Origin of the sequence: Primorskyibacter sedentarius (genome assembly GCF_004342065.1) — a bacterium.
Classification (GTDB): Bacteria; Pseudomonadota; Alphaproteobacteria; order Rhodobacterales; family Rhodobacteraceae; genus Primorskyibacter; species Primorskyibacter sedentarius.
The window spans coordinates 158,620-172,853 of the sequence record NZ_SLZU01000004.1 but is presented as its reverse complement, the minus strand read 5'-3'; the positions used below and the strand labels follow the sequence as shown (position 1 = coordinate 172,853).

Here is a 14,234-nt window from a genome sequence, read left to right as displayed (position 1 = left end):
GAGAAGAAATCTCTTAAGTTGTGCCAGTTACGGCAAAACGTATACCATCGTACGATTTTTTCCTTAGGCGATCAATCTATAACCGCCTGATTCCGTCACCAAAAGACGTGCATTTGATGGTTCCGGCTCAATTTTTTGGCGCAACCGGTAGATGTGTGTCTCTAACGTGTGGGTTGTAACGCCCGCGTTGTAACCCCAAACCTCGTGCAGCAGCGTATCGCGCGCGACAACACCGTCATTGGAGCGGTAGAGGAACTTGAGAATGTTGGTCTCTTTTTCCGTAAGACGGATCTTTCGGTCATCCTCTGTCACCAGCATCTTCATCGACGGTTTGAACGTATACGGCCCAAGCTGGAAAACCGCATCTTCGGATTGTTCGTGCTGGCGCAGTTGAGCGCGGATGCGGGCCAGAAGAACCGGGAATTTGAAGGGCTTCGACACGTAGTCATTCGCGCCTGCATCCAGACCCAGAATGGTGTCTGCATCGCTATCGTGGCCCGTCAGCATCAGAATAGGCGCCTTCACGCCTTGCTTGCGCATCAGGCGGCAAAGCTCTCGTCCATCGGTGTCGGGCAGACCGACATCCAGCACGATCAGGTCGTATAGCTGTTCCTTTACGCGGGTCATCGCCTCCGCGCCGGTCCCGGCTTCAAAGACCTCGAAATCCTCGGTCATAACAAGCTGTTCCGACAAGGCTTCGCGCAGATCGTCGTCGTCGTCGACGAGCAGAATATTCTTGAGCTGTCCCATACAGGCGTCCTCCGTGTTCTGATCGTTAGATGTGCCCAACCGACGGGAAGGACAAGTTTTGCTGCAACGGGCTCACGTCCTCGTGTAAAGGAACGCCTGAGAGTCCGGATATGTTTCAATTCCGGGGCGCTTTCGTTACACGTCCAAGGCGGATTGCAGCAATCGAGACCCAGATGCCCTTTTCCCCCGACCCCAAGGAAATGCTTTCGCGCGCACGTGCGGACCTGCGCATGGGCGTGCCTGTCGTTCTAGATGGGGCCTCTCCTGCGCTTCTTCTGGCGGCCGAGACGCTGACGCCGGAACGGCTTGCCTTTGCCAAGACGCTGGGGCCGGTGGATCTGGCGCTGACCGGGCGGCGGGCGGCGACGCTGAAAGCGCGCGCCTATGACGGCGATGTGGCCCGCGTTGCCCTGCCCGATGACGCGACGCCAGACTGGGTGCGGGGGCTTGCCGATCCGGCCGACGACCTGCGCAAGCCGATGAAGGGCCCCTTCCTGACCCGGCGCGAGGGCGATGCCACGCCGCACCGCCTTGCCGTCGCTCTTGCCAAATCCGCGCGATTGCTTCCTGCCGCATTGGTGCTGCCGCTGAAGGATGCCCGCGGATTTGCGGCGCAACACGGGCTGACGCGGCTTGAAACCCCCACCGTGGCGCCCCTGCTGCAAAGCCTCAGCCCCCTGTCCGAGATTGTCGCGGCCCGCCTGCCCGTGTCCGTGTCAGAGACCGGGCGCCTGCATGTCTTTCGCCCCGAAGACGGCAGCGAAGAGCATTACGCGATGGAAATCGGCAAGCCCGCCCGCAACGTGCCGGTGCTTGCACGGCTGCATTCGGCCTGTTTCACCGGCGATCTGATGGGCAGCCTGAAATGCGATTGCGGCCCGCAACTGCGCGCGGCCCTCGCCCAGATGGGAGAGGAAGGCTCCGGCGTCCTGCTCTACCTCAATCAAGAAGGGCGCGGCATTGGGCTTGCCAACAAGATGCGCGCCTATTCGCTTCAGGATCAGGGGTTCGACACGGTCGAGGCCAATCACCGGCTGGGCTTCGAAGATGACGAGCGCGATTTTCGCATCGGTGCGGATATCCTGAAGAAGCTGGGGTTTTCATCCGTCAGGCTCCTGACCAACAACCCTGCCAAGATCGCGATGATGGAAAAACACGGCATCGCCGTCACGGAACGCGTGCCGCTTCAGGTCGGCAAGACCGCGCAGAACGAGGGTTACCTCGCTACCAAGGCCGCAAAATCGGGGCATTTGTTGTGACCCCGCGCGACCTTGTCCTGACGGGCCGTGGCATTCGTTTTGCGGGTCGGCTTTGGCCGTGCACCATCGGGCGCGGCGGGGTCCGCACGGACAAGCGCGAAGGCGACGGCGCCACGCCGGTGGGGACGCACCGGATCACCGGAATTTTGTACCGCCCAGACCGTATCGCAGCACCGCAGCCCTGGGCCCAACCGATCCGCCCGGGCGACCTTTGGTCGGACGATCCGGACAGGCCGGATTACAACACGCTGGTCCGCGCGCCCTACCCGTTCAGCCATGAAACGCTGCGCCGCGCCGATCCGCTATATGACCTGATCCTGCTGACCGACTGGAACTGGCCAGACGCCACGCCCGGCGCGGGATCGGCGATCTTTCTGCATCGCTGGCGCCGCGCCGGGTATCCGACCGAAGGATGCGTGGCCTTCCGGCCGGATCACCTCTGGCAGATCGCTTGCCAAATTACGCCAGAGACACGGCTGATCGTGCCGCCGCGCTAAGCCCGCCTAGCCCGGAACCCTTGCCCCGAAAATCGCAGAGCCGACGCGGACATGCGTGGCCCCCAGCGCAATCGCCTGTTCGAAATCATCGCTCATCCCCATCGACAAGCCGTCCAGCCCGTTGCGCGCGGCGATCTTCGCCAGCAGCGCGAAATGCAACGAGGGCGCCTCGTCGACCGGCGGGATGCACATCAGCCCGCGCACCGGCAGATCCATGCCGCGACATTCGTCAATGAAGCCATCTGCATCGGCAGGCAGCACCCCGGCCTTTTGCGGCTCCTCCCCGGTATTGACCTGGATGAACAGCTCCGGACAGGCACCGATTTCCTGCGCGATGCGGGCGATGGTCTTTGCCAGCTTGGGCCGGTCGACGGAATGGATCGCCTCGAACAAGTCCATCGCCTGCCGCGTCTTGTTGCTTTGCAGCGGGCCGATCAGATGGACCTGCACGCCGTCATAATCCTGCCGAAACCCCGGCCATTTGCCTGCCGCCTCCTGCACCTTGTTCTCGCCAAACAGGCGGTGGCCTTCGTCCAGCACAGCGCGCACGCGCTCGTCCGGCTGAACCTTGGACACGGCAATCAACTGGACCGAACCTGCATCCCGGCCTGCATCTGCCTCTGCCCGCGCGATGCGTTCCTTGATCTCTGACAGTCCCATCACGGCTCCTTCATTGCGTCGATGAACGGGGCCAGATCGGCCTCGTATTTTTTCCAGGCGGCAGTGGACGATCTATAGATCGGCTGACGCACCTGCTGCAGGCTGAGCGTGCGCACATTGCCCGCGTGTTTATAAAATTCCAGACAGCTGTCCTGCCAGTCGAGGCCGGCCGCACGCACAATCGCCCGGGACTGTGGTTCCGGGTCTGTGACCAGATCCTCGTAATGCACCTCGTGAAACCCATCGGGCATGCGTTCACGCCAGAAGGCGATCACCCGCTGGAAGGTTTTCACGTAATGCGCGATATCCGGCAGCGCGTTCGAGTAGCGATGCACGCCATTTTCGAAATAATTGCGGTAGATCGACAGGGCCACATCCCTTGGATCGCGATGCACGATGATGAAACGCGCACCCGGAATGGCCCGACGCAGCAGGCCCAGAACCAGAAAGGGCTGGATTGATTTGTCGGTGACAGGCCCGGAGGCAACCCCGGTCGCCCGCTGCACCGCCTTTGCATAGTTCTGCGCAAAGCCCGCCAGCGCATCGGCGGGAACGTCGCGCAAATGCGCCATGCCGCGCGGTCCGCCGAACTGGCGATAGGCAAGCCCCGGCAGCACCGTCAGCTCGCCCCCGGCGGAAACCTCTGAATGGCTGGCGATGATCTGTTCGACCAGCGTGGTGCCGGATCGCGGCATTCCGATGACGAAGATCGGCTTCAACCCTGCCCCATCGGACGGCGGCAAAAGGTCCGCCCCATCCTGCGCTGACAAGAGCGCCTCTACATCTGCGGCATAGTCGTTCGGATCATAGGGGAAGTAGCGCCGTTGCAGCGCGTTGGCCTCGTTCAGGAAACCGAAAACCTGCGTCGTCTCACCGATATCGGCCATCGTCTTGGCAAGGGCAAAGCCCAGATGCATGCGGCTGTCATCATCCTGACCGGGGTCCTTCCAGGCGTTCTTCATCTCCCGCAACAGCTTGTCGCCGCGTGCCAGATTTTGCGTGCCGGTGAAGACTCGGTAAAGCTCGCCATTCCGGGGATGCGCCTTGAGAAGCCGACGATAGATCTTTTCCGCGGCGGTGAACCTGCCCAACTGTTGCAGGTAGTGGGCCTTGTCGGCCTGCGGCTTGATCGCCTTCGGGTCCAGCGCGATCAACCTGTCCAATGCGGCAATCGCGCTGTCTTCATCCCCCTGCGCCTGTGCGGCCTGCACCAAAGCGCGCAGGATGATCGGCTCGCCGGGTTTGATCTTGTCGGCCTCGGCATACAGGCGGACGGCCTTTGACCTTTCGCCCTGCGCCTCGGCGATCCGGGCCAGTTGGAAGGGCAGCTCGGCCATTCCCGGCGCGACCGCTTTTAGCGAGGTGTACAGCGCTGCGGCCTCATCCAGCCGACCGGCGGCGTGCAGCCCTTTGGCCCGCTTGTAATGTTCGGGGATCTGCGCGCGGGTGATCGGGAACATCGGGACCTCCTGTCTGGCCCATGTGCTACCGCCCTGCCGCACAAAAGAAAAGAGCGGGCGCAAGGCCCGCTCTTCCTTAAACAAAGCTTGGCTTGAGCTTAGAAGCTCATTGCCAGACCCAGCGAGTAGGTGTTGTCGTCTTCTTCTACGCCACCGGTTTCGGACTCGGAGTCGCCGTAGCCGAACTGAGCTTCGATACCGCCGCCCAGGTCGTAGTTGGCGATCAGGCCCCAGCCTTTCGCGGTGTCGCCGTCAACGCCATCGACGTTGTCGTACTCACCGTAGTTCACTGCAACGGTCAGAGCCTGCATGGAGTAACCGAATGCGATGCCCCAATGCTCTTCGTCTTCCGCGTCAACAAAGCTCTTGGACGAGTAGTTCACGATCGCCTGGATGCCGTTGGCGAAAGTGGTGTCGAGGCTCAGACCCCAGATCTCGTCAGCATCGTTGTCGTCGTCGGTGGTCTGGTAACCAAGGCCAACACCCAGGTCGAGACCTGCGAGCTCTGCGTTATACGCAACGCCCAGCCCCCAGACAGGGTCGCTATCGCCGGAGTCGTCGACTTCAACCGACAGCGCGCCGGTGAAGGCGTCGAAGGAGTAGTCGAAACGAGCGATCTGACCGTCATAGGTGCCGTCGAGGCCGGAGTTACCGTTGTAACCGCCGTGCTCGTGGTTATCACCCAGCGAGGAGCCGATGATGGCTTCGTTCAGGACTTTGTCGAACGCACCGTCGGTGTCGCCCATGGTCAGCTTGGCGCCGCCATATGCAACAAACATGGTCGCGCCGCCGTGCTCGGCGTCGTCACGAGTTGCTTGCGACTCATCGCCGCCCTGCTCGGCAGCGTCGCCGATGGACTCGTCTAGATCAACGGATGCGCCGAAGGACAGACCGTTGTCGGCTTCGCCGGACATACCGAAGGTCACGTCGATGTCTGTGTGGAACTGGTCAGCGATACCGTCGCCGCCCATGATACCCATTTCAGCGGAACCGGTCAGGCTGACTTCTGCAGCGGCGATGCCGGCAGTTGCGACCAGTGCCGTGGTAGCGAAAAGAATAGCTTTCATTTTTTCCCTCATGTGTTCGAAAGGCACGTATCAAACCGGCTTTCCGGTCTCGATGCATGTTCTATGCTCCCGAGGAGGGCGTGTTTGCAAGACATGCGCCGGGCTCGCTGCCAACAAGCATTTCAGTGATGCGCTTTTGCCACAAGAATTCCCCCTTCCCCAATGCGCGCCCGCATGCCCACCGCGCAAGCCCTCCTTCTTCATGAACAATCTGCGCCTTGTCGTGACGGGCGCCGACAGGTATGGAAAGAAACAATACGCCACCCGGGGCAGGAGCAGACGACATGGCACTCACGCGTAATGGACTGGCCATTGGCCTTATCGCCACGCTGGCACTGACAAGCGCGTGTAGCCGCGGCGGCAATCGCGGTACGGTCGACACGCCCCCCGCGGACGAGATCCTGAGCGAGAACCTTTACGGTGAAAGCGCGCGCACGCGTTCCACGATTTGGGATATTTTTCGGGCGCGCGACGACGTGGGCCAGATCGGCGCGGTCAACAAATACCTCTGGAACGCCTCGCTGGAGGTGCTGAACTTCCTGCCTGTGCAATCCGTCGATCCGTTCACCGGCGTCATCACGACCGGGTTTGGCACGCCGCCCGGCGGCGGGCGGGCCTATCGCGCGACAGTCTATGTCAGCGATCCCGCGCTGGACGCTCGGTCTTTGAACGTCGCATTGATGACCCAATCCGGTCCTGCCAGCGCATCCACCGTGCGCGCGGTCGAGGACGCGATCCTGACACGCGCTCGCCAGCTGCGCGGACAGGACAGCCGCCTGTAAAGCATCGGCATCTATATATGAGAATGACCCAACGGCCCGCCACCACGCGGGCCGTTGTCGTTTCCGACGTCAGTTGCGGGTGCCAGCCTTCATCAGCCCCTGATCCTTCAGCGCGGCATGACATTCGTCCAGCGATTTGCGGGCGCGCTCTATCAGCGTGTCGATTTCTTCCTTCGAGATCACCAGCGGCGGAGAGATGATCATCCGGTCGCCGACATGGCGCATCACCAGATTGTTGGCGAAACACCGCTCGCGGCAGATATACCCAACGGTCCCGGCATCAGAGGCAAAGGGCGCCCGGGCGGATTTATCCGGTGTCAGCGCAATGGACGCCATCATGCCCACGATCTTGGCCTCGCCCACCAGCGGATGGTCGGCCAGTGATTCCCAGGCATCGCGCAGATAGGGGCCGGTTTCCTCGGCCACGCGGGTCACGATCCCCTCTTCGTCAAGGATGCGCAGATTCTCAAGCGCGACGGCAGAAGCGACGGGATGACCGGAATAGGTATAGCCGTGGTTGAACTCTGCACTGCCGATGACAGAGGCAACCTCGTCGCACACGATGGACCCGCCAATCGGCTGGTAGCCAGAGGAAAGCCCCTTGGCGATGGTCATGATATGAGGCCGCCAGCCCACGGTCTGCGACCCGAACCAGTTGCCGGTGCGCCCGAATCCGCAGATCACCTCGTCCGCGATCAGCAGAATGCCGTGGTCATCACAGATGCGCTGGATCTCGGGCCAGTAGGTCGAAGGCGGGATGATGACGCCGCCCGCGCCCTGTACAGGCTCTGCGATGAAAGCAGCGACGCGGTCCGCGCCCAGCGTCTCTATCGCCTGCTCAAGCTCGCGCGCGCGGGCGAGGCCGAACTCTTCGGGGCTCATCTCGCCACCTTCTGACCACCAGTCCGGCTGGTTGATGTGGTGAATGTCGGGGATCGGCAGGCCGCCCTGCGCATGCATCCCCTTCATCCCGCCAAGGCTGCCCGACCCGACGGAAGACCCGTGATACCCGTTCCAACGCGAGATGATGATGTTCTTTTGCGGCTGACCTTTCAGCTGCCAATAGGTCCGGACCATGCGGATATTGGTGTCATTGGCCTCTGACCCCGATCCGGCAAAGAAGACATGGTTCAGATCACCGGGCGCAAGCTCTGACAGACGCTGCGCGAGCGCGATGGCAGGCACATGCGTCGTCTGAAAGAAGGTGTTGTAATAGGGAAGCTCGCGCATCTGGCGGGCGGCGACATCGGCAAGCTCTGTCCGGCCATAGCCGATATTCATGCACCAAAGCCCCGCCATGCCGTCAAGGATACGGTTGCCGTCACTGTCGGTCAGCCAGACGCCATCGGCCCGGGTGATCACGCGCGCGCCTTTCTGCGCAAGCTCTGCGCCCGCGGTGAAAGGATGCATATGGTGCGCGGCGTCCAGCGCCTGCAATTCTGCCGTAGGCATATGGTTGGAAATCTGGGTCATGAGACACCTGCAAATGAAGGGGCTAGGGATTGCCCGAAGAATATGATCAAATTCTTCCCTGTCAATCGAATCAACCGTCCAGCGCGGCGCGGACCTGGCTCATGCCTTCCTGAATATCGTAGCGCACGGCATCGGCTGCCGCCTCTGCATCCGCGCGGCTGAGCGCGGCGATCAGTTCCTTGTGACGGTCAGGCAGGTTGAGCGTGCCGGACCGGCCGCAGACCACCCGCAGCGAGGGGCCGAACCGCAACCACAGCCCATCCACCAGTGACCGCAAGATCGGCGCCTCTGCCTGAGCGTAAAGCGTGTCGTGGAAGCGGTAATTGTGTTCCAGATAGCCGCGCACATCGCCCCGCGCGATCGCCTTGTCCAAAAGAGCGTCGACCGTCTCGAGCTTTGCAATGACCCCCTGATCCAGCCCCAAAGTCGCCCGCCGGGCCAGTTCCGGCTCCAGCGCGGTGCGGCCCGTGACCAGTTCGTCAATCGCGCCGGCATTCAATTCCGGCACGATAACGCGGCGATTGTCCTGAAACACCAACGCGCTTTCGGCAATCAACCTGCGGATGGCCTCGCGCACCGGAGTGATTCCCGCGCCAAGGGCTTCGGCGATTCCCTGAATGGTGACAGCCTCCCCCGGTGCCATCTCTCCGAACAGAACCCTCGCGCGCAACTTGCGATAGACAACCTCATGTGCGGGCAGTTTCGCTTGGCGCTGGTTTGCATGAATGTTCATCATGGCGCCCCTCCCCGGCGCGTTTTTCGGATGTCAGGGTCTACCTTGCGTTGATTTCTGCGCCATGGAAACATCAAGTTATTGCCAGACACCTCGAAACTTGATCAAATCCGGACAGAGGCCGCCATGCAAAAAGGCGCCCAGAGTCCAACGGGAGCAATATAATGAAGACAGCGCTGCTGAGTTTCACCGCTAGCCTAGCCATCACCGCCGCTTCGGTGCAGGCGCAAGAGGTCCGGGTGTATAACTGGTCCGACTATATCGACGAAGACCTGCTGACGAAGTTCGAAGAAGAAACCGGCATCGACCTTATCTATGACGTGTTCGACAGCAACGAGGTGCTGGAAACGAAGATGCTGGCCGGCGGGTCGGGCTATGACGTGGTGGTGCCCACGGGTACGTTCCTGCAACGCCAGATCGCGGCGGGCGCCTTCCAGAAGCTTGACAAGTCAATGCTGCCCAACATGGAAAACATGTGGAGCGTTATCACCGACCGCACCGACAAATATGACCCCGGCAGCGAATATTCGATCAACTACATGTGGGGCACCACCGGCATCGGGGTGAACGTGACGAAGGTCAAGGAAGTGCTGGGCGAGGACGCGCCGATTGAGTCCTGGGACCTGGTGTTCAAGCCTGAGAACATGGAAAAGCTGGCCGCATGCGGTGTGCATTTCCTCGACGCCCCGGCAGAGATGATCCCCGCAGCACTGAACTATATCGGCGAAGACCCGGACAGCCATGACCCGGAGGTGATCGCCAAGGCCGAAGACGTCTTCATGGCGGTGCGCCCGCATATCCAGAAGTTCCACTCTTCCGAATATATCAACGCATTGGCAAATGGTGACATCTGCGTGGCTGTCGGCTGGTCGGGGGATGTGCTTCAGTCGCGTGACCGCGCGGCAGAGGCCGATAACGGGGTTGAGGTCGCATATAACGCGCCAAAGGAAGGTGCGCAGATGTGGTTCGACCAGATGGCGATTCCCGTGGACGCCCCGAACGTGGAAGAGGCCCACACATTCCTGAACTTCATCATGGATGCGCAGAACATGGCCGCGGCGTCGAACTATGTCTACTACGCCAATGGCAACAAGGCCTCGCAGGAGTTTCTTGTCGAGGATGTGAGCGGGGACCCGGCGATCTATCCGTCCGAGGACGCTCTTAACAACTTGTTTACCACCACGCCCTATGATCCGAAGGTGCAACGCACCGTGACGCGGATGTGGACCAAGATCAAGTCGGGCACCTAAGGCGTCCCTCTCGGCCCGCGCGCCCACCGCGCGGGCCTTTCTTCCGTTGCATTTCCGGACATTCCCATGACCCAGACGGTCTTTGCCCCTTGGAACGACCCAGACGCCAAGCCCTTGATCGAATTCAAAGGGGTGACCAAGGCATTCGGGGATTTCGTTGCGATAGATGATCTGTCGCTTGATATCTTCGAACAGGAATTCTTTGCCCTTCTTGGCCCGTCAGGTTGCGGCAAGACCACGATGATGCGGATGCTTGCAGGGTTTGAATCCGTGACCTCTGGCAGCATCCTTCTGGCGGGCAAGGATATCGGCCCGGTCCCGCCCAACAAACGCGCCGTGAACATGATGTTCCAAAGCTACGCGCTGTTTCCGCATCTGACGATCTGGGACAACATTGCGTTCGGCCTGCGGCGCGGCAACGCCTCAAAGGATGAAATCGCGAACCGGGTCGAGGACATGCTGCGCCTGACCCGGCTGACCAAATTTGCCCGTCGAAAACCGCATCAGATCTCTGGCGGACAGCGGCAGCGGGTGGCGCTGGCACGTAGCCTTGCGAAAGCGCCAAAGCTGCTTTTGCTCGACGAACCTCTGGGCGCGCTTGACAAGAAGCTGCGGCAGGACACCCAGTTCGAGTTGATGGACATTCAGGAAAAGACCGGCACGACTTTCGTGATCGTGACCCATGACCAGGAAGAGGCCATGACCGTCGCCAGCCGCGTTGCCGTGATGGATGAAGGCAAGCTGATCCAGGTCTCCACCCCGGATGTGATCTACGAGGCGCCAAATTCGGTCTATGTCGCGGATTTCATCGGGGATGTGAACATCATCGAGGGCGCAGCCGCGCAAGAGGGCGAATCGGTTTCGATCTCCTGGGCCGAGGGCCAGCCGCCGATCCGTGCGCGCAGCACACGCAGCCTGACGCCCGGCCAGAAGGTGCATTTCGCGATCCGCCCCGAAAAGCTGTCCATCACCGCCGAACGCCCGGCCGAGGCTGCCAATGCGGTGACCGGCAAGGTTCTCGACATTGCCTATCTTGGCAATATCTCGACCTATCATGTCGAACTGCCGTCCGGAGACGTTCTGAAAGCACAAAGCGCAAACACCCGCCGCATCGCCCGCCGCTCCTTCACATGGGAGGACACGGTCTGGCTTAGCTGGACCGAAACGGCCGGCGTGGTGCTGGAGCAATGACATGCGCCGCCTGATCCTCATCGCAGTCCCCTATCTGTGGCTGCTGGCGCTGTTCTTGGTGCCGTTCCTGATCGTTCTGAAAATCTCTCTGTCCGATATCGCGCTGTCGATCCCGCCCTACACCCCACAGCTAGACCTGTCCGAAGGATGGGCCGGGTTCCGGGCGTTCCTGTCCGGTCTGGATTTCGAGAACTTCGCCTTTCTCACGACGGATGACCTTTATTGGAAGGCCTATCTCAGCTCGCTGCAAATCGCGCTGCTGTCGACCGTGATGACGCTGTTATGCGGGTTTCCCATCGCCTACGGCATCGCCCGTGCGCCGCACGAGTGGCGGCCCACCCTGTTGATGCTGGTCATCCTGCCCTTCTGGACCAGCTTTCTGATCCGTGTCTACGCATGGATGGGTATCCTGAACACCGAAGGCCTGCTGAACCAGTTCCTGTTGTTTCTGGGGGTAATCTCTGAACCCCTGACCATTCTGAACACGAATACTGCCGTCTATATCGGCATCGTCTATACCTACCTGCCCTTCATGATCCTGCCGATCTACGCGGCGCTGGAAAAGATGGATGAAAGCCTGCTGGAAGCAGCCGAAGACCTTGGCTGCTCGCGTGTTTCCGCCTTCTGGCTGGTAACTGTGCCGCTTTCCAAATCCGGGATCGTGGCCGGGTGTTTTCTGGTCTTCATCCCCGCCTTGGGCGAATTCGTGATCCCCTCCCTTCTGGGCGGATCGCAAACGCTGATGATCGGCAAGGTTTTGTGGGAAGAGTTCTTCTCGAACCGCGATTGGCCGGTTGCCTCTGCCGTCGCCATCGTTCTGCTGCTCATCCTGATCGTCCCGATCATCCTTTTCCAGCGCAACCAGCAGCTACAACGCGAGGCCGAAGGATGACCCTGCGGGACTTCACACCACCCCATTTGCGGCGGGAACGGGCAGTCTGCGCACCCGCACGGGGGCACACCGCATGAGACGCTTCAGCTGGTTCAACGCCACCTCCCTGACCCTTGGGTTCGCGTTCCTTTATCTGCCGATGGTCATTCTGGTGATCTACAGCTTCAACGCGTCAAAACTGGTCACCGTCTGGGCCGGGTTTTCAACCAAATGGTACGCCGAGCTGATCCGGAACGAGGCCTTTCTGGATGCCGCATGGGTCACCCTGCGCGTGGCCGTGTTCAGCTCCACCCTCGCGACGATCCTTGGGACAATGGCCGCCTACGTGCTGGTGCGGGCCAACCGTTTTCCGGGCCGGACGCTGTTTTCCGGCATGATATATGCACCCCTCGTCATGCCCGAGGTGATCACCGGTCTCTCGCTCCTTTTGCTGTTCATCGGTATCGGGCTGGATCGCGGCGTTCTGACGATTGTCCTGGCCCATACCACCTTTTCCATGTGCTACGTGTCCGTGGTCGTGTCCTCGCGCCTGACCAGTTTCGACAAATCACTGGAAGAAGCCGCGCAGGATCTTGGCTGCTCTCCATTTGATGCCTTCCGGCTGGTCACATTGCCGATCATCGCGCCCGCCGTGATTTCCGGCTGGCTGTTGGCCTTCACCCTGTCGCTTGATGATCTGGTAATCGCCTCTTTCGCGGCGGGACCGTCTTCCACGACCCTGCCCATCAAGATCTTTTCTGCCGTCCGCCTTGGCGTCTCGCCCGAGATCAACGCGCTGTCCACGATCATGATCGCCATCGTCACCGTGGGTGTCATCTCTGCTTCACTGATCTCGAAACGCGCCGCCGTCCGGCAAGAGGCAGAGACACGCAACGCGGAACGCGGATGAGGCATCTTTACGGCGACTTTGCCCTGTCGGACGCGCCCAACCAGCAGAATTTCTGGGCGCAGGGGGTGCCGGAGGACAGCCTGAATGCCCCGGCTGCCGAAGGCGATCTGCATACCGACGTCCTGATTGTCGGCGGTGGCTATACCGGCCTGAACGCCGCCCTGCATCTGGCCGAGGATGGCATCGCCACCTGTATGATCGACGCGCGACATCCGGGTTGGGGCGCATCGGGGCGCAATGGCGGGTTCTGTTGCGTTGGAGGCACGCGCGCCACGAACGCAATGCTGACCAGGCAGTTTGGCAAAGGCGCGGCCGAGGAGGTACGGGCGGCAGAGCTTCGGGCCGTCGCACATGTCGACGAACTGACCGGGCGCCTCGGGATCGAGATTGACCGCCATTCTGACGGCGAGACGATCCTTGCAGAAAGCGTTAAGGCTGCGCGGAAGCTCGAACAGACACGAAACGACATGCGCCGCACCTATGGTGTGGAGCCACAGCTGCACGACGCAACGGCGCTTGCGGCACGTGGCATGGTCTCTGCACATCATGCCGGGCTGACCCTTCCGGTCGGCTTCGCGATACATCCGCGGAAGTACCTGTTGGGCCTTCTTCTCGCCGCGCGGGCCGCAGGCGCCACAGTCTACGCCAATAGCCCGGCATGCAGCATTGAACGGGACGGGACCGGCTTTGTGGTAACCACGCCCAACGCCCGCATCCATGCGCGACGGCTGATCGTGGCCACGAATGGTTACACATCAGAAGACCTCGTCCCGTGGTTGCGCGGCAGAACGCTGCCCGCCCAAAGCTCTGTCATCGCGACCGACCCGATGGACGAAGCCACCCTGCGCGCGCAGGGCTGGACCAGCCATCAGATGGCCTATGAAGATCGAGCGATGCTGCATTACTTTCACCTGACGCCGGATGGACGGATGGTCTTCGGGATGCGCGGCGGGTTGAAAAGCTCTGCCGCGAACGAGGCGCGCATTCGCGCCCGGGTCCGCGCCGATTTCGACAGGATCTTCCCGGCATGGGCCGATGTGCCGACGCCCTATTACTGGTCAGGCATGGTCTGTCTGACGGCGTCCCTGACACCGTTTTGCGGCGAGATCCCGGAGATGCCGGGTGCCTTTGCCGCCTTTGGTTATCATGGCAACGGGGTGGCGATGGGCAGCTATTGCGGGACGATCCTTGCCGATCTGGTCCAGGACAAGACCCCGAGGCATCCGTTGCCCCGCGCGTTTGCCACCCCTCCCCCACGGTTCCCATTGGGGAAATACCGGCGGGCGCTGCTTAGTGCCGAATATCTTCTGGCCCGTTTGATCGACTGAGGC

The 14,234-nt window shown here is 61.3% G+C and carries 14 protein-coding genes; 8 read left to right on the top strand and 6 right to left on the bottom strand.

Features of this window, described 5'->3' with window-relative positions:
* Positions 1–63: 63 nt before the first annotated feature.
* Positions 64–750, bottom strand: coding sequence for a response regulator transcription factor (locus EDD52_RS08895; RefSeq protein WP_132244006.1), 687 nt, complete (start codon positions 748–750; stop codon positions 64–66).
* Positions 751–923: 173 nt separating this feature from the next.
* Between EDD52_RS08895 and ribA the strand changes: the two genes are divergently transcribed.
* Together ribA and EDD52_RS08885 are read left to right on the top strand one after the other, a co-directional pair.
* The gene (ribA, locus tag EDD52_RS08890) at positions 924–2,009 is read left to right on the top strand and encodes a GTP cyclohydrolase II (protein WP_132244004.1); all 1,086 of its coding nucleotides are present in this window, start codon (positions 924–926) and stop codon (positions 2,007–2,009) included.
* On the top strand, positions 2,006–2,506 hold the full coding sequence (locus tag EDD52_RS08885; protein WP_132244002.1) for a L,D-transpeptidase family protein: 501 nt from the start codon (positions 2,006–2,008) through the stop codon (positions 2,504–2,506). Before ribA ends, EDD52_RS08885 begins: the two co-directional genes overlap by 4 nt.
* Before the next feature lie 6 nt (positions 2,507–2,512).
* Here EDD52_RS08885 and EDD52_RS08880 read toward each other — a convergent pair whose 3' ends face one another.
* From EDD52_RS08880 to EDD52_RS08870, 3 genes are all read right to left on the bottom strand, one after another.
* A complete protein-coding gene (locus EDD52_RS08880; protein WP_207905995.1) occupies positions 2,513–3,166 on the bottom strand; it encodes a YggS family pyridoxal phosphate-dependent enzyme in 654 nt (217 codons plus the stop codon).
* Positions 3,166–4,626 carry a tetratricopeptide repeat-containing sulfotransferase family protein gene (locus EDD52_RS08875; protein WP_132243998.1) on the bottom strand — a complete coding sequence of 487 codons (1,461 nt, stop codon included), beginning with the start codon at positions 4,624–4,626 and terminating at the stop codon, positions 3,166–3,168. The genes EDD52_RS08880 and EDD52_RS08875 overlap by 1 nt, the downstream gene beginning before the upstream one ends.
* 98 nt (positions 4,627–4,724) lie before the next feature.
* Complete coding sequence (locus EDD52_RS08870; RefSeq protein ID WP_132243996.1) at positions 4,725–5,693, bottom strand: porin; 969 nt, start codon at positions 5,691–5,693, stop codon at positions 4,725–4,727.
* Positions 5,694–5,977: 284 nt separating this feature from the next.
* Between EDD52_RS08870 and EDD52_RS08865 the strand changes: the two genes are divergently transcribed.
* Positions 5,978–6,475: a DUF3576 domain-containing protein gene (locus tag EDD52_RS08865; RefSeq protein WP_132243994.1), complete on the top strand. Its 498-nt coding sequence runs from the start codon at positions 5,978–5,980 to the stop codon at positions 6,473–6,475.
* Between the two features lie 69 nt (positions 6,476–6,544).
* Here EDD52_RS08865 and EDD52_RS08860 read toward each other — a convergent pair whose 3' ends face one another.
* Positions 6,545–7,948: an aspartate aminotransferase family protein gene (locus EDD52_RS08860; RefSeq protein ID WP_132243992.1), complete on the bottom strand. Its 1,404-nt coding sequence runs from the start codon at positions 7,946–7,948 to the stop codon at positions 6,545–6,547.
* A 70-nt stretch (positions 7,949–8,018) separates the two neighbouring features.
* Positions 8,019–8,684, bottom strand: coding sequence for a GntR family transcriptional regulator (locus EDD52_RS08855; RefSeq protein WP_132243990.1), 666 nt, complete (start codon positions 8,682–8,684; stop codon positions 8,019–8,021).
* Between the two features lie 161 nt (positions 8,685–8,845).
* Between EDD52_RS08855 and EDD52_RS08850 the strand changes: the two genes are divergently transcribed.
* The 5 genes from EDD52_RS08850 to EDD52_RS08830 all read left to right on the top strand — a co-directional run bounded on the left by EDD52_RS08850 (position 8,846) and on the right by EDD52_RS08830 (position 14,231).
* Positions 8,846–9,931, top strand: coding sequence for a polyamine ABC transporter substrate-binding protein (locus EDD52_RS08850; RefSeq protein ID WP_207905994.1), 1,086 nt, complete (start codon positions 8,846–8,848; stop codon positions 9,929–9,931).
* A 66-nt stretch (positions 9,932–9,997) separates the two neighbouring features.
* A complete protein-coding gene (locus tag EDD52_RS08845) occupies positions 9,998–11,122 on the top strand; it encodes an ABC transporter ATP-binding protein (RefSeq protein ID WP_132243986.1) in 1,125 nt (374 codons plus the stop codon).
* A gap of 1 nt (position 11,123) precedes the next feature.
* Positions 11,124–12,014, top strand: coding sequence for an ABC transporter permease subunit (locus tag EDD52_RS08840; RefSeq protein ID WP_132243984.1), 891 nt, complete (start codon positions 11,124–11,126; stop codon positions 12,012–12,014).
* Between the two features lie 73 nt (positions 12,015–12,087).
* Positions 12,088–12,903, top strand: a complete 816-nt coding sequence (locus EDD52_RS08835) for an ABC transporter permease (protein ID WP_132243982.1) — start codon at positions 12,088–12,090, stop codon at positions 12,901–12,903.
* Complete coding sequence (locus EDD52_RS08830; RefSeq protein WP_132243980.1) at positions 12,900–14,231, top strand: NAD(P)/FAD-dependent oxidoreductase; 1,332 nt, start codon at positions 12,900–12,902, stop codon at positions 14,229–14,231. Before EDD52_RS08835 ends, EDD52_RS08830 begins: the two co-directional genes overlap by 4 nt.
* Positions 14,232–14,234: the final 3 nt, after the last annotated feature.

Bases quoted from the DNA above. Each gene is read 5' to 3' on its own strand.
- EDD52_RS08895 (WP_132244006.1), bottom strand. From the start codon at position 750: ATGGGACAGCTCAAGAATATTCTGCTCGTCGACGACGACGACGATCTG.
- ribA (WP_132244004.1), top strand. From the start codon at position 924: ATGCCCTTTTCCCCCGACCCCAAGGAAATGCTTTCGCGCGCACGTGCG.
- EDD52_RS08880 (WP_207905995.1), bottom strand. From the start codon at position 3,166: ATGGGACTGTCAGAGATCAAGGAACGCATCGCGCGGGCAGAGGCAGAT.
- EDD52_RS08875 (WP_132243998.1), bottom strand. From the start codon at position 4,626: ATGTTCCCGATCACCCGCGCGCAGATCCCCGAACATTACAAGCGGGCC.
- EDD52_RS08870 (WP_132243996.1), bottom strand. From the start codon at position 5,693: ATGAAAGCTATTCTTTTCGCTACCACGGCACTGGTCGCAACTGCCGGC.
- EDD52_RS08865 (WP_132243994.1), top strand. From the start codon at position 5,978: ATGGCACTCACGCGTAATGGACTGGCCATTGGCCTTATCGCCACGCTG.
- EDD52_RS08860 (WP_132243992.1), bottom strand. From the start codon at position 7,948: ATGACCCAGATTTCCAACCATATGCCTACGGCAGAATTGCAGGCGCTG.
- EDD52_RS08855 (WP_132243990.1), bottom strand. From the start codon at position 8,684: ATGATGAACATTCATGCAAACCAGCGCCAAGCGAAACTGCCCGCACAT.
- EDD52_RS08850 (WP_207905994.1), top strand. From the start codon at position 8,846: ATGAAGACAGCGCTGCTGAGTTTCACCGCTAGCCTAGCCATCACCGCC.
- EDD52_RS08845 (WP_132243986.1), top strand. From the start codon at position 9,998: ATGACCCAGACGGTCTTTGCCCCTTGGAACGACCCAGACGCCAAGCCC.
- EDD52_RS08840 (WP_132243984.1), top strand. From the start codon at position 11,124: ATGCGCCGCCTGATCCTCATCGCAGTCCCCTATCTGTGGCTGCTGGCG.
- EDD52_RS08835 (WP_132243982.1), top strand. From the start codon at position 12,088: ATGAGACGCTTCAGCTGGTTCAACGCCACCTCCCTGACCCTTGGGTTC.
- EDD52_RS08830 (WP_132243980.1), top strand. From the start codon at position 12,900: ATGAGGCATCTTTACGGCGACTTTGCCCTGTCGGACGCGCCCAACCAG.